The organism is Emticicia sp. GW821-FHT11C11, from assembly GCF_058808615.1.
In genome coordinates this window covers 1,151,646-1,167,061 of record NZ_JBXARV010000002.1, presented here as the reverse complement: position 1 = coordinate 1,167,061, position 15,416 = coordinate 1,151,646, and the positions used below count along the sequence as shown (strand labels likewise).

At 41.1% G+C, this 15,416-nt stretch carries 14 protein-coding genes; 6 read left to right on the top strand and 8 right to left on the bottom strand.

Annotated features, from left to right (window positions below; translation table 11 throughout):
* Positions 1–78: 78 nt before the first annotated feature.
* The 3 genes from pdhA to recF form a co-directional block, all read right to left on the bottom strand.
* A complete protein-coding gene (pdhA, locus tag AC1RRY_RS14820) occupies positions 79–1,095 on the bottom strand; it encodes a pyruvate dehydrogenase (acetyl-transferring) E1 component subunit alpha (protein ID WP_492819444.1) in 1,017 nt (338 codons plus the stop codon).
* Between the two features lie 213 nt (positions 1,096–1,308).
* The gene (gene rpsJ, locus AC1RRY_RS14815) at positions 1,309–1,614 is read right to left on the bottom strand and encodes a 30S ribosomal protein S10 (RefSeq protein WP_101724935.1); all 306 of its coding nucleotides are present in this window, start codon (positions 1,612–1,614) and stop codon (positions 1,309–1,311) included.
* A gap of 184 nt (positions 1,615–1,798) precedes the next feature.
* The gene (gene recF / locus AC1RRY_RS14810) at positions 1,799–2,902 is read right to left on the bottom strand and encodes a DNA replication/repair protein RecF (protein WP_492821289.1); all 1,104 of its coding nucleotides are present in this window, start codon (positions 2,900–2,902) and stop codon (positions 1,799–1,801) included.
* Between the two features lie 127 nt (positions 2,903–3,029).
* Between recF and AC1RRY_RS14805 the strand changes: the two genes are divergently transcribed.
* From AC1RRY_RS14805 to AC1RRY_RS14780, 6 genes are all read left to right on the top strand, one after another.
* Complete coding sequence (locus AC1RRY_RS14805) at positions 3,030–4,382, top strand: sugar porter family MFS transporter (protein WP_492819446.1); 1,353 nt, start codon at positions 3,030–3,032, stop codon at positions 4,380–4,382.
* 313 nt (positions 4,383–4,695) lie between these two features.
* A complete protein-coding gene (gene atpD / locus AC1RRY_RS14800) occupies positions 4,696–6,201 on the top strand; it encodes a F0F1 ATP synthase subunit beta (RefSeq protein ID WP_492819448.1) in 1,506 nt (501 codons plus the stop codon).
* A gap of 5 nt (positions 6,202–6,206) precedes the next feature.
* Positions 6,207–6,449: an ATP synthase F1 subunit epsilon gene (gene atpC, locus AC1RRY_RS14795; RefSeq protein ID WP_492819450.1), complete on the top strand. Its 243-nt coding sequence runs from the start codon at positions 6,207–6,209 to the stop codon at positions 6,447–6,449.
* Between the two features lie 164 nt (positions 6,450–6,613).
* A complete protein-coding gene (moaA, locus tag AC1RRY_RS14790) occupies positions 6,614–7,603 on the top strand; it encodes a GTP 3',8-cyclase MoaA (RefSeq protein ID WP_492819452.1) in 990 nt (329 codons plus the stop codon).
* A gap of 57 nt (positions 7,604–7,660) precedes the next feature.
* Positions 7,661–8,104 carry a peptidylprolyl isomerase gene (locus AC1RRY_RS14785; protein ID WP_492819454.1) on the top strand — a complete coding sequence of 148 codons (444 nt, stop codon included), beginning with the start codon at positions 7,661–7,663 and terminating at the stop codon, positions 8,102–8,104.
* Between the two features lie 92 nt (positions 8,105–8,196).
* Positions 8,197–9,573 carry a protein-disulfide reductase DsbD family protein gene (locus tag AC1RRY_RS14780; protein WP_492819456.1) on the top strand — a complete coding sequence of 459 codons (1,377 nt, stop codon included), beginning with the start codon at positions 8,197–8,199 and terminating at the stop codon, positions 9,571–9,573.
* On the opposite strand, the gene aat is transcribed toward AC1RRY_RS14780, so the two are convergent.
* From aat to AC1RRY_RS14755, 5 genes are all read right to left on the bottom strand, one after another.
* On the bottom strand, positions 9,563–10,201 hold the full coding sequence (gene aat, locus AC1RRY_RS14775) for a leucyl/phenylalanyl-tRNA--protein transferase (protein WP_492819458.1): 639 nt from the start codon (positions 10,199–10,201) through the stop codon (positions 9,563–9,565). The genes AC1RRY_RS14780 and aat overlap by 11 nt on opposite strands.
* Before the next feature lie 60 nt (positions 10,202–10,261).
* Positions 10,262–11,269 carry a toxin-antitoxin system YwqK family antitoxin gene (locus AC1RRY_RS14770; RefSeq protein WP_492819460.1) on the bottom strand — a complete coding sequence of 336 codons (1,008 nt, stop codon included), beginning with the start codon at positions 11,267–11,269 and terminating at the stop codon, positions 10,262–10,264.
* 172 nt (positions 11,270–11,441) lie between these two features.
* Entirely contained in the window at positions 11,442–11,939 is a 498-nt protein-coding gene (locus AC1RRY_RS14765; protein ID WP_492819462.1) for a DUF2911 domain-containing protein, read from the bottom strand.
* A gap of 72 nt (positions 11,940–12,011) precedes the next feature.
* Positions 12,012–12,749: an ABC transporter ATP-binding protein gene (locus AC1RRY_RS14760; RefSeq protein WP_492819464.1), complete on the bottom strand. Its 738-nt coding sequence runs from the start codon at positions 12,747–12,749 to the stop codon at positions 12,012–12,014.
* 71 nt (positions 12,750–12,820) lie between these two features.
* On the bottom strand, positions 12,821–15,280 hold the full coding sequence (locus tag AC1RRY_RS14755) for a hypothetical protein (protein WP_492819466.1): 2,460 nt from the start codon (positions 15,278–15,280) through the stop codon (positions 12,821–12,823).
* Positions 15,281–15,416 lie beyond the last annotated feature (136 nt).

Below are 15,416 nucleotides of genomic sequence, written 5' to 3'. Positions count from 1 at the left end.
TCGGCTTTATTCAATATTTTATGAAAACCATCAGCGAATAAATTCGATGAAGGTTCATGTAATGAGTCCAATCATTAACTACTCTCTCAGGAAAGGATAATCTGATTGTACATAGATATCATCAAATGCAGTTTCAGCTTTAGGGTATTGAGATTCTTCTGCAAATTTTACAGATTCTTCTACTTTCGCTTTCACACGGATATCGATTTCTTCCAATTCTGCTTCGGTAGCAATGCCGTTAGTTAAAATACGGTCGCGGCAAAGTTCTACCGGATCACGGCGTTTCCATTCTTCCACTTCGTCTTTTGAACGATATTTCTGCGGATCCGACATTGAGTGACCGCGGAAACGGTATGTTTTAAACTCAAGGAAAGTTGGGCCTTCGCCTGCTCTGGCACGGTCGGCGGCACGTTTTACGGCCTCGTGTACCATCTCTACATCCATAGCGTCAACCGGTTCGGCAGGCATGTCATAGGCCTCACCAATGGTGTAAAGCTCTCTTACATTAGAGGTACGCTCCACAGATGTACCCATAGCATAGCCGTTGTTTTCAACTATAAATATTACCGGTAGTTTCCAGGTCATAGCCATGTTAAAAGCCTCGTGCAAAGCTCCCTGACGAACGGCGCCGTCACCAAAATAACACATACACAGGTTTTGTGTGCCTTTATATTTTTCGGCAAACGCAATACCTGCACCCATCGGAATCTGCGCACCTACAATTCCGTGGCCACCTATAAAGTTTACTTCTTTATCAAAAATGTGCATCGATCCCCCTTTACCTTTGGTTGTGCCGGTTTCTTTTCCGTACAACTCAGCCATAATTCTGTTAGGGTCGGTACCCAATGCTAAAGGATGGCCGTGGTCTCTATAGGCTGTAATCCACTTGTCGTCTTTGGTTAAAGCTGAAACCGCTCCTGAAGAACAGGCCTCCTGCCCGATATATAAGTGACAAAATCCACGAATCTTTTGCTGTCCGTATAACTGTCCGGCCTTTTCTTCAAATTTTCTTTGAAGAAACATAGACTCGTACCAATACATATATGTTTCTTTAGAATATTTTACTTTTGGTGCTTTTTCTTTCGTAGCTGCCATCTCTGATTCTTTTAATAATTAAACGTTATTTTGCTTAGTATGAAGCAAATTTAGGAATTAAATCATTATCGACGAAAAATATTGAGATATTCTGTTCATTTATATAGCTAATCAGGGGAAATTATCATCTGAGTACAGGATACTTTGTAAAGTAAAAAAACAAAAAAAGCCTCTGAGTTGTCTCAGAGGCCTATCGCATCAATTAAGAGATAACTACACTTTAATCTCTACGTCAACACCACTTGGTAATTCCAACTTCATCAACGCGTCAACAGTTTTCGGGCTAGCCGAATAAATGTCGATCAGACGTTTGTAAGTACATAACTGGAATTGCTCACGTGATTTTTTGTTAACGTGCGGAGAACGCAATACAGTGAAGATTTCTTTGCGAGTAGGCAACGGGATTGGCCCGCTAACAACTGCTCCTGTAGATTTTACAGCCTTCACAATTCTCTCTGCCGATTTGTCCACCAGGTTGTGGTCAAATGACTTTAATTTGATTCTGATTTTTTGTGACATTGGTTCAAAATTTTTTAGATGAACCCCTCCGAAAGAACCATTTGCTTCAGAAAGGGGCAAAAAAGACACTGCATTAACGCAATGCGGGTGCAAAATTACACCGATTTTTCGTATTTCTAAAGGTAAATATGAAAAATTGCAGAGAAAAGGTGTAATGAAAACGGAGAACGCGAAATATTTCGCGTTATGATGCTATCGTTTTAAGGTTAGCAATTGTGAAATATTTCACTTCGGCATCAACCTGCTCCAGAATTTTCTGCGTGCGCTCAGGCCGGGCATCAGTGATAAAAACCTGCCCGAAAATATGGTTATTAATGTTATCAATCAGGCTGTGGATCCGCCGGTCGTCGAGCTTATCAAAAATATCGTCCAGCAGCAAAATGGGTTTTACCTCTTTCAGCGCTTCAATCATTTCAAACTGAGCTAATCGCAACGCCATTACAAACGATTTCTGCTGCCCCTGTGAACCGAACTTCTTGATAGGATAAGCATCAATCTCAAAAACATAATCGTCTTTATGGATGCCTTTGGTGGTACGTTGTGCCCTAATGTCTGTCTGGCGATTCTGGCGGAATTCCTGCTGAAAATCATCACCGGCTACTTCTGACTCATACACAATTTCTACCTCCTCCCTGCCCTCGCTTATCAAGGCATAATGTTTTTTGAAAACCGGCAGGAAAGTATCCATAAATTCTTTCCTTTGTTTATAGATATACAACGCCAGTTTGACCATAGGATCAGAATAGGTATCCAATAAGTCGTGGTCAATAAAGTTGCGCTCGGCGAATATTTTCAAAAGGCTATTTCTTTGCTCAAGAATACGATTATATTGCTGATAATTGGTGAGGTACTCATTATCCATCTGCGAAAGCACCCCGTCAAAAAAACGTCTTCTTTCTTCGCTTCCTTCTTTAATCAGTTCGGTGTCGTCAGGTGCAATCAGCACTACAGGAAACTGCCCTATATGGTCGGCTATACGTTCGTAGGGTTTCTTTTCATACATAATCACTTTGCGCTGTCCCCGCTGAATAGAGCAGGTAATCTGATGGCTGTGACTATTTTTTTTGAAAATACCGTCAATCAGCATATAATCGGCCTCATGATTAATACTGAGTACATCCTGATGATGAATAGCACTTTTGCTTAGGGCAAGAAAATAGATGGCGTCAAGCAGATTTGTTTTCCCACTTCCATTCTCACCCACAATACAATTTACCTGCGGTGAGAAAGTAAACGTGGTTTCTTCGTAATTTTTAAAATTAGATAGATAGATTTTCTCTAAAAACATGCTACTGACTTCGATAACAAACAACAGAGACTGAGCGTCTCTATACCAATCCATTTTACGAAATTACATAATATTTCCTGAAAATTCAGTTTATTTGTATAACCCAATCTATTTAACCTATGTATTTATGAACAAAAATCTTCTACTTTATTTTATTGCCGCAGTAGCCGCTACCGGTGGGTTATTGTTTGGTTTTGATACTGGTGTCATCAATGTGGCTCTCCCCTCTCTGCGCGAACGCTTTAACCCAAGCCCAGAAACCGAAGGCTGGATTGTGGGCGCTGTTCTGGCTGGAGGCATGCTGGGGCCTTTCATCAGCGGGCCGTTGACTGATGTGCTTGGCCGGAAAAAGATAAACATTGTGGCTTCATTGATTTTTGTGATCGGCTCTGTTATCACAGCCGTTGCTCCGAGTATTTCGTTTCTGATTATCGGCCGTTTGTTTCTGGGGCTAGCCATTGGTATTGTGGCCTCAACAGTGCCACTGTATCTGGCAGAAATTGCCCCGACTCATATGAGGGGGCAATTGGTTACATTCTTCCAGCTGGCTATTACCATCGGTATATTATTATCTTATGTTGTAGGGTTTTTCTTTGCCGAACAAGCTGACGGCTGGCGTAATATGTTCTGGGCAGGGTTTGTCCCGGCTGCTATTCTGTTTCTGGGTATGCTCTTTGTACCCGAAAGCCCTCGCTGGCTGATAAGCAAAGGTCGCGATGCCGAGGCGTTGACTGTATTGAACCGTTTGAGGGAACCTGCACAGGCTGAGCATGAATTGACACAAACCAAAAGAATAGTAGAGAACGAAAAACACAATAAAGCAGACTGGAAAATGCTTTTCAGCAAGCGTTTACGTATTCCCTTGTTTATTGCAGTAGGTATTTTCTTCATTCAACAGTTTTCAGGCATTAATGCCATCATCTACTTCTCGACCGATATTTTCAAAAATGTATTTCCGGAAGGAAACACCGCCGCACTGGCGACAGTGGGTGTAGGTATTACCAATTCAATAGCGACTGTCTTTGCTGTTTTGTTTCTGGATAAATGGGGCCGCAAACCCTTACTCTATACCGGCCTGATAGGTACGGCCATTTGTTTATCAAGTGTAGGGCTGGCTTTTTATTTGAAAGATTCGCTCGATGCCGGTCTGCAGCAATTCATGCTGGTTGGCGGTGTTTATACCTATATTATTTTCTTTGCCATCAGCCTTGGCCCCCTGGGATGGCTTTTGATTTCGGAGATTTACCCTTTAAAAATACGAGGCTTTGCCTCAAGCATGGGTAGTTTCAATCACTGGGTTTTCGATTTTTGTGTAGCCTATACCTTCCCGATTATGGCCGCTACCTCTCTCGGTACCAATGGTGGTATATTTGGTATTTATACCGTTGTAGTATTATTCGGTCTGCTTTTTGCCCGCTTTGTTGTTTTTGAAACCAAAGGTATGAGTCTTGAAGACATTGAAGAGAAATGGAAGCAATAGCCGCCTGTAACTTTTTTACGTTATATTTTAATACGGCTTTAATTCCATGCGCCAAGGGGTAATATCAGGCTTATAAGGCCGATTCTCAGGCTGTTTAATAAGACAAACTCACGGATTTTTACTACGAACCTTCTTTTGATTTTTTTAGAATACAGTTCGGAAATGGGTATGTTATCTAAAAAAAATACAAAATCCTTGTCAAGATTTTGCTTTTGCAAAGTAGAGTTATTAATTTTGCGTCCCAAAACGAGATGTTGCCGTTTTTAACTCTCATCTTGCTTTCAATCTATCTAAATTTTAAAATACTCCATAAATGGCTAATATTGGTAAAATCTCACAGATTATCGGACCCGTGGTTGACGTGAGTTTTGAGGGAAAAGATTCGTTTATCCCCCCTATTCTTGACGCCTTGTCAGTAACGAAGGCAAATGGTCAAAAAGTGATCCTGGAAGTACAACAACATCTTGGCGAAGACCGTGTACGTACCATTGCAATGGAAGGTACTGAAGGTTTACAACGTGGAATGAATGTTGTGCATTTAGAGTCACCGATTACTATGCCGACAGGCGACGCCATCAAAGGTCGTTTGTTCAATGTGGTAGGTGAGGCTATTGACGGTTTGGAACAAGTTACTACTCCGGGTATGTCAATCCACCGTGCTGCGCCTAAGTTTGAAGAATTAGCAACTGCAACTGAGGTTCTTTTTACAGGTATCAAGGTTATTGACCTTCTTGCTCCTTACGTAAAAGGTGGTAAAATCGGTTTGTTTGGTGGTGCTGGTGTAGGTAAAACCGTATTGATTCAGGAGTTGATTAACAATATTGCCAAAGCGTATGCAGGTCTTTCTGTATTTGCAGGTGTTGGCGAGCGTACACGTGAAGGAAATGACTTACTTCGTGAAATGATTGAGTCTGGTATCGTTAAATACGGTGACGCTTTCAAACACTCAATGGAAGAAGGTGGCTGGGATTTGAGCGTAGTAGATAAAGAAGCTTTGAAAGATTCACAAGCAACGTTTATCTTCGGCCAGATGAATGAGCCTCCGGGAGCACGTGCACGTGTTGCTTTGTCAGGTCTTACAGTTGCGGAGCACTTCCGCGATGGTGACGGCGAAGGCAAAGGTCGTGATATTCTTTTCTTTATCGATAATATCTTCCGCTTTACACAAGCTGGTTCAGAGGTATCTGCCCTATTAGGACGTATGCCATCTGCGGTAGGTTACCAACCAACACTAGCGACTGAAATGGGTAACATGCAAGAGCGTATTGCTTCTACTAAACGTGGTTCAATTACCTCAGTACAAGCGGTTTACGTACCTGCCGATGACTTGACTGACCCGGCTCCTGCCACAACATTTACCCACTTGGATGCTACCACGGTATTGAGCCGTAAAATCTCTGAGCTTGGTATCTACCCTGCGGTTGACCCTCTTGATTCTTCGTCACGTATTCTTTCTGCTGCCGTGTTAGGAGAGGCACACTATAACACTGCACAACGTGTAAAAAATATCTTACAACGTTACAAAGAGTTACAGGATATCATCGCCATCCTTGGTCTGGAAGAGTTGTCAGAAGAAGATAGACTAACCGTGTCTCGTGCACGTCGTGTACAACGTTTCTTGTCACAACCTTTCTTCGTGGCTGAGCAGTTTACAGGACTAAAAGGTGTATTGGTTGATATCAACGATACTATCAAAGGCTTTAACGAAATCATGGACGGGCTCCACGACAATCTTCCAGAATCAGCTTTTAACCTGGTTGGAACGATCGAAGATGCTGTTGTGAAAGGTGAAAAATTGATTGCAGAAGCGAATAAATAAGAACAATGAACTTAGAAATAATTACCCCCGATAAAAAAGTATATACTGGCGAAGTAACCTCTGTTTCTTTTCCTGGTAGCGAAGGTCGTTTTCAGGTATTGAAAGACCACGCTCCTATTGTCAGTACACTTGCCAAAGGTGATTTGGTAATCGAAGCAAATGGTAAAAAACAAACATTTGTAGTAGATGGTGGCGTGGTAGAAGTAGTGAAAAACAAAATTCTGGTACTTGCGGAAGCAGTAGCCTGATTTTTTAGATATGATTAAAAGAGGCTTGGGAGACCAGGCCTCTTTTGTTTTTATAGGAATGTGAGTACTTTTACTGAATGATTTGTTATAGTATTGAGTGATTGGGCGATTCAATGATTTTTTTCAATCACTCATTCACTAAATGGCTCAATTATTAGTCCAATATGCTCATAGATAATCACGGCAGGCCCATCAACTATCTGAGATTGGCAGTTACGGATCGCTGTAATCTGCGCTGCTTTTATTGCATGCCCGAAGAGGGCATACAATACCTGCCCAAGCCGCATTTATTAAGCTATGAGGAGATGCTTCGTCTGGTAACAATACTGGCTTCAATGGGCATCAGCAAAGTACGCATTACCGGTGGTGAGCCATTCCTGAGACGAGACCTGATGCCATTTCTATGGAAGCTGTCAGAGATTGAAGGTATTAATAAAATCAATATCACAACCAATGGTGTGTTAACCGCCCCGCTTGTACCTGAGCTAAAACAACTGGGAGTTAATTCTGTTAATCTGAGCCTGGACTCACTCGACCGCCAACGTTTTTTTGAAATTACGCGCCGTGACGAATTCCCGAAAGTTTGGCAGACGTTGGAGACCCTTCTGGAACATGAGATTCCGGTAAAAATCAATACGGTGGTGATGTCGGGGAAAAATGATGAAGACATTCTTTCGATGGTTGCACTGGCCCGGGACAAGAATATATCGGTTCGGTTTATAGAAGAAATGCCGTTTAATGGGGCCGGGCTACGACCCGAACAAATTCAGAATTTCTGGAGTTATGAGAAGATTATAAACTTAATCCGGTCGGTTTATCCGGAGATGTACCGGGTAGCTGACGAGGCCAACTCAACTTCTTACAATTACCGGATTCCGAACTTTAAAGGGAGTATTGGCGTTATTGCTGCTTTCAGTCGTACTTTTTGTGGCACCTGCAACCGGATCAGGGTAACCCCCACCGGTGTTTTTAAAACCTGCTTATATGATGACGGCGTTTTTAATGTGCGGGATATGATGCGTCAGAAACTTTCTGATGAACAAATTAAGTTATTGATTAGTGAGGCGCTGCAGCAACGGGCTTCAGATGGTTTTGAAGCCGAAAGGAACCGGAAAAGCCTGGTTTCTGAATCAATGACTACCATTGGAGGTTAAAAAAATTTATTTTTATAATTACTAATTTTTAAACGGGTCGTCGTAACGGCAACTATTATGTTAAAGGCAGAAATGATTACCGATAAGGGCACAATGCTTATCGAATTTTACGAAGAGGATGCACCTATTGCAGTTAATAATTTTGTAACGCTTGCAAAGAAAGGATTCTACGATGGATTGAAGTTCCACCGTGTTATTCCGGATTTCATGATTCAGGGTGGTGACCCAACCGGAACAGGTGCGGGTGGCCCGGGATATACGATTCAATGTGAATTAACCGGCAACAACCAGTATCACGACAAAGGTGTTCTTTCAATGGCACACAGAGGTCGTAACACAGGCGGTTCTCAATTCTTTATTTGCCATAATCGCTTCAATACGCAACACCTCGACCGCAACCATACCTGCTTCGGAAAGGTTGTTGAGGGTCTTGAAATAATTGACACGATTCGTCAGGGAGATAAAATTCAGAAAATAAATATCACTGAAACAGAAGCGTAATTCATAAAAGTTTGTTAAAAACTGCTCGTTCTGAAATATTTCCGGGCAGTTTTTTGTTTACCTTAGAAATAAGTACCAACAACAAAAACCCTATGCAAGAAAGTAATACATTGATTGGATTTCTACTGACCGCCTTTCTGGCTGGCTTTGCCTCTATCTTCATGCCTTGTATTTATCCAATAATGCCTATGACCGTAAGCTTTTTTACCAAGCAGTCGCAGGGTACCGGTAAAGCCACATTCTATGGATTATCCATTATGTTTGTCTTTGCCATTATAGGCCTTGTTGCCACGCTTTTTGGCGCACCATTTCTTAATTTCATTAGTACTCACTGGCTGCCCAATCTTATCTTCTTTGTCATTTTTGTTATTTTCGGAATATCCCTTTTAGGCGCTTTCGAGATTGTATTGCCTCACGGAATGGTAAATAACATCGACAGAATGTCAGAAAAAGGTGGTTTGCTAGGTATCTTCTTTATGGCCTTAACGTTGGTGGTGGTCTCTTTTTCTTGTACGGCTCCATTTGTTGGTTCCTTGTTGATTCTGGCAGCAAAAGGTGAAGTGTGGCGACCTTTGTGGGGTATGCTGGCCTTCGGACTACCTTTTGGTGTAGTATTTACTTCTCTGGCTATGTTCCCGCAATGGCTGAAAAGCCTGCCAAAATCTGGTGGGTGGATGAACGAAATGAAAGCCGTTTTTGGTATTCTTGAATTTGCTCTGGCTTTGAAATTCCTTTCGAACATTGACTTAACTTATCATTTCAATCTGATTTCGCGTAATATTTTCCTTATAATCTGGATTGTTATTTTCGCAGCAATAGGGTTATATATATTGGGAGTTATCCGTTTACCTAAAGATAGTAAGGTTACTAAATATAGTTTTCAGCGCGTTGCTTTTGCAGTGTTGTTTTTTGCGTTTGCAGCCTATATGGTGCCCGGTGTTGTAAAAGGAAAAGAGCTTAGTCTGTTGTCAGGGCTGCTGCCACCTAAAACATTAAGCAATGCTCCTATTGATGGCTCGAAGCTTCGCGCACTACCGCATGACTTACAGGGTTTCTACGATTATGACGATGCTCTTGCTTACGCCAAAGAAGTAAACAAGCCGTTGTTTATTGATTTTACAGGATATGCCTGTGCCAATTGCCGCAAGATGGAGGAAAACGTGTGGCCAAAACCGGAAGTTCTTGAAAGACTAAAGAACGAATTTGTGATTGCTTCGTTATATGTAGATGATAAAAAGGCTCTGCCGAAAGAAAAACAATATGTTTCTAAGTATGACGAAGAACTAAAAGAAACAATTGGCGACAAAAACATTGATTTTGAGATTACCAAGTATAACAATAATGCGCAGCCTTATTATGTTATTGAAGATACAAATGGTAAGTTGATTGTTAAACAACCCATCGGTTATAGCTCTACAGCCGATTTCATTAAGTTTCTAGACGAAGGAATTACTAATTTTAAGAAGTAATATCATCGGTCGATACATTGAAAAAATGCTCTGCATCTGATTCTGCAAATCTTATTTTGCTATCAGTTGCTTTTTTCAGCATTCGCATGTACTCTACCTTACTGATTTCAATGGCTCCGAAGCGCTTTACGTTGTCGTTGATAAACTGGGTGTCGAGCAATTCAAAACCTTGTTTAATCAGTAGCTCCATCAGATAATTAAATGCGACCTTAGATGCATTAGGCGCCGTATAAAACATCGATTCACCAAAAAAGGCAGCCCCGATAGCCACGCCATATAGCCCTCCTACCAATTCGTTATTAAGATACGCTTCAATGCTGTGCGCAAATCCTATCTGATGCAAACTGGTATAGGCTTCAATGATTTCATTCGAAATCCAGGTCTCTTCCGAATCCGGGCGAGGTTTGGAGCAAGCTTCCATCACTCTGCGGAAATTATGGTTTATCCGAATTTCAAATAATTGTTTATTAAGAACAGGTCTGAGCGATTTGGGAGGTTTATACGTGTGGATGGGAATAATGGCCCGGGGATCGGGAGAGTACCAGTAAAGAGTTCCATCCGAGTCGGCCATTGGAAAAATACCATTTACGTAGCCATAAATCAGATCGTCAGCAGACAGTGGAGTCATGAGGTTTTTGTAAGACGCTTAACAAAGATAAATACAAAATTGAGACGAGCAATACATCTCTCAATTCTTCTTAAACTTCGGCGACTCATAAATCATTTTTCCTCTTTCGTCGTATTCTCTGATTATGTAAGACTCAAACTTGGTATCGAAACAGTCTTTGCCGTATTGTACTTCTTTTTTGCGTCTGTTTCCTGTAGGATAATACTCTACCCACTGCCCTACTCTCACGCTATCGTCCATCATACCTTGTTCGGCCAACGTTCCGTTTTCGTTAAAAAGAAAATACTCGCCACTTACCTTATCATAGTTTACTGGTATCACTTCCTTCATTTTCTGCTGCGAGCCATCGTAATAACTTATGCGGGCATCGCGTGCAAAACCTTTATCATAGTATTCTTTGTTGAGCAGATTATTGTTTTTGTCATATAATTCCCAGCGGCCATGTTTCGTACCCATGTAGTACCACCCCTCCTCTACCAGCAAATCACCCTGATACTTTTTGTAGGGTCCATGCATTAAATCATTTTTGGTTTTATCCCGGCCTATCCCCTCCACAATTCTATTCGCCTTGTGGTCGAACCAATACAAATGGCGGCTGTAATTGTCCGGTTGTTTGTATTCCTGCAAAGTATAAAACTCTACATAGGTAAGCATACTGCTACTGCCTTGACTAACCGTCTGCTTTTTAACTTTTATGCCTTCATAATCACGGCCATTAAATTCTTTTTTATAACTTCTCAGCTCTTTTCTTACTTTCTTAATACCCTTTGAAATTTTTAAACCCAGATCCGGCAATGTTTCTGTAGCCAATTTCCGGGCATCTTCTGTGTTCGAAATACTAAAACTGCCTGAAGGCAACGATGTATTCTGCGACCCTAAAGCAGACGAAGCACCTGCTGAACCGGAAGCCGATCCGGACACCTTGGGGCCGCTTACTTCAACAGCATTTTTTAATATATCTTTGGCTGTTCTTCTTTTCGCTGTTGGCACGGCACTTGGCGTTTGTGCCATGGCATGTGTTGCAACCAGAAAAGAAATACTAACGATGATAACGGGTAGACCTCTCATTTTTTATAAATACCTTTTTCTTCTATATACAAACGAATGCCCTGCTGAAAAATTTTATTGCTCTTATTTCTGCCGGGTAAAAATAACTTATTTCACGCCAGACTCAAGCATCAGAACGCAAAAAAAGCAGAAGCACACGCCTCTGCTTTTTATCACTACACTTACCTAAACCCTAAAACTCCATGGGAACACTAACACTTGTCGTGTCCCAGGCGATGGTTAAAACCTTATCATCAGTAGTGATTGTTAGCTTTTCAACCGGCTGAGCCAATGTTTTTACAGGCACTGCTACTTCTACTACGTTTTTGTCTTTGATTTTTTCGTAGCCATAAGCACCCCATTGTTTCAACTCACTGTTCAATATGATTGTCCACTCTTTTTCTCCCAATTTAGAGAAAAGTGTGTATGTTCCTGCTTTTACTGATTTACCACCAAACTTCACATCTTTATGAAAGGTGATTTCAGTTGCTTCGTCAGCTCCTGTTCTCCATACGGTTCCGAATTTTTCAAGACCGCCAAAAATAGTACGTCCTTTTTTTGATGGTTGACCGTAAGTTACCTTTACATTTTTACTTTCAGCCGTTACATGTGGACTGGCTCTTTTCTCCTGAGCAAAAACTAAAGATGTAATTGTAAATAGAAATGATAGTAGTAATACTGTTTTTTTCATAGTTGTTAAAATTAGTTATGGTATATGGGATTAACGAAAAAGGAACTTGTTTAGTTTAATATCGCTTTGAAATTATTCTTTTGTTTTCTCGGCAAATAATTTGGCCATTTCCCGTGGATTGGTTGGTTGGGCGTTTATTTTATCTGATTCTACCAGGCCATCTCTCAGGCGGACAATCCGGTGTGAGTACTTGGCAATATCTTCTTCGTGTGTTACCATCACAATCGTGTTTCCTTTCGAATACAGCTGGTCAAATAATTCCATGATTTCGTAGGATGTCCTGGTATCCAGGTTACCGGTAGGTTCGTCAGCTAATAATATACTCGGATCATTTACCAGAGCCCTGGCAATAGCCACACGCTGGCGCTGGCCACCCGACAATTCGTTAGGTTTATGATGCGCGCGGTTCTCCAAACCTACGTTTTTCAAAGTCTGCATGGCTTTTTCTGTACGTTGCGACTTTGTGTATCCGGCATATATAAGTGGCAATGCCACGTTTTCTAAAGCAGATTGACGAGGCAAAAGATTGAAAGTCTGAAAAACGAAACCAATTTCTTTGTTTCTTACTTCGGCCAGCTCATTCTCACTCATGCGGCTTACATCGTGATTGTTCAGCACGTAGCTGCCGGCAGTTGGAGAATCCAGACAACCAATAATATTCATTAATGTAGACTTACCAGAACCCGAAGGCCCCATGAATGCTACATACTCTCCCCTATCTACAGAAATTGTAACCGATTTCAGGGCATCTATTATTTCGCTACCCATAATGTAGCGCTTCGAAATATTGGTAGTCTCGATTATTTTCATTTGCAATTATGAATGAGTGAGTATATGAGGTGGCTTGCAAAACCTCGGTATTTCATTTCAAATATATTCCATCATTCAAAACCAACCTTGCTTTTTTCCATCAATGCTTTTTGGGCTTGATAGGTGGAAAAAAATGCTTGATAATCGGTTGGCGGTATTAATAGCTGTAGCTTTTCCAGACCATCTTCGGCGTAATTTTCCATTCCTATTTTCAACGATTGCAACACATACAACTTCCATAGCCCGGCATTATCGTCGTTTAATTGAAGTGCCTTAAAAATAAGATTGTATGCATCATTAGGCCGGTTAAGTTTTGTATTATAAAAATCAGTCACTTTATTGATAACGCCCGGATTCAGCGGATTAGCAGAAATGGCTTTGTCGAAATCATTTTTGGTTTGGGCATTCTTAAGCGACTCTTCTGCCTGGGTCTGTAGATACTCGGTCAATATTGACTGGTAGTCCTGCTTTTGTAATACCTCTACCGAAACTCTGTCGCTGGCAAGGGTTAAATGTTTAATAGCCTTATCAAAAATTCCTTGTTGCAAATACCACATACCCACTACCTGATTATATAATCGTTTTTTTGCTGTTGAATCATTTGCTAAAATCGTTAGTTGTTTGATTCCCTCTATTTTATTCTCTCGATAATAATTCTGCGATGCAATGGCAAATTCTAAATCTTCATAAAAATCCAGATTGTTCGCCTTTTGCTGCATTCGTTTTAAGTCCCGGGCCGCATACGGTGCTTTCTGTGTATTACTTACAGTACTATTATAAATCAGCGCAAACCGGCTTACACTCAATGATGAGTCTTCCGATAGCTTCAACTGGGTTTCGGCTTTATCAAATTCCCCAATTTTCAACGCCCTGAGATTTGCCTGTAGACTTGCGTCTGTACTATTGCTCGCGTATACGCGATTCTCAGCATTCTCGTTTTTGCTGTATTTTACCTGAAATGCCAGAATGTTTGCTTCGGCTAAATCGCACTCTGTACAATTTTGCTTAGCCAGTTCCAGATAATGCCTGGTCGAGTCTATTACTTTTGTTTTTTCATACAACCACCCTAGGTTGGTTAACAACGGTTGGCTATCCGGAAATTTTCTTACGCCTTCTTGCAAAGTAAAGAGCGCATCAAAAAACATATCCTTCTCTTGCAGAATTTTACTTAACCCGGCATAAGCATACGGGCTTGGATTTTTCTCAAGCGCACTTTTCAAAAACACTCCGGTGTTTTCTTTATCACCAACAGCCATCGCCAAAGTTGCTAAAGCATAATTCGATTTGTGATTCCGTATATCAGCGTGAAGTGCTTCTTTATAAAATGCTTCTGCATAAACCAGATCATTGCCCGCCTTGTAGTAATCGGCAACAGTATTGAAGTATCCGGCCGTTGCCTGATGGTATATGTAAAAGTTCTTTAACGAGAAAAGAGTAACCATACCAACTATAGCCCCTAAACGAAAAAGTGAAAATTCTAAAAACTGCGGCTTATACAAAATCCGATGAACGGGTAATCCTTTTTGCATGGCCTGTATAAAATTGAGAATAACAAACATTGCAAATGCAAAGCTAATTACGAGGTGAGCCGTTAAGATAAAATTCTGCAGCGCATCTATGAGTGGATCATTGCCCGATGCGAACACCAGACCAATGGTGGCAGTGGCAATAATTGCCAACCCAAGGTAGAGCCATGCACCGATGGTTCTGAAATGAAAACTGTCTGACTCCTCCGTGATATTTCTGAAACCCCAGATACCCAGAACCGTAGAGATTATATAAAGGATAATCGGATTGACGGACAGGATATTCCAGTCAATATATTTATGTCTCTCCAAAAATATGAGCAGCACATTCAGCAGGTAAATTCCTGAGATAATCAAAAAGCGCCCCAATGAGCTTTTCCCTCTGATGCCCGAATTTGACACAACCCAAACAAGCCCGGCTACTACTTCATGACCAATCAGCAAAATGAACAACGCAGTTAAAACCATAGCTGCCAGCAAGCCATAAGATGCCAGAGCTAAAAACGGAAGATGTGTCTTTGAAAAATAACCTATTACTCCGGCAGCAATAATACTGAGAAGTAAGAACGCTAAAGCTCTTTGGGGAAACCCTACCCTTGGTGCAAAATTATTAAAGTAAAAGGCTAAGCCCGCATACCCAACAAAGGCCACAATAAACCCGGACTGATTAGTGATGTTAAACACTGTCTCCAAATGAAAGGTAATCAGGATTCCGGCCAGCACTACCATTCCCCCTAAAAACCAATACCGGGGCATGGCAGAAACGGCAGCCAGCAATAAAATAAGGCCGATAGTATATAACCCTATAAATCCATACGTAGCTAATGTATTAATTTCCATCATGGAGGCGATAAATCGCTCTTTTACCAGATACGCATTCCCATTAATGGTAAATTTTAACTGTCCGTCAGAAAAACTGTCGGTTATTTTAGGTATTTCGTCTAACTCGCTCAGAATATCCCAATGCAATACGTTGTCTAAACCCAAGTAGGTGTATACAGACATTGCAACTATCGAAAAAAGCAATAATATCAAAACCGTTACAAAAATACCTCTTTCTGTTTTAGGCCAATTTTGCCAAAAAAACCACTGATGCATAAACGCTTTAATGTTTTTCCACCTGAAAACCCACTTATCCACA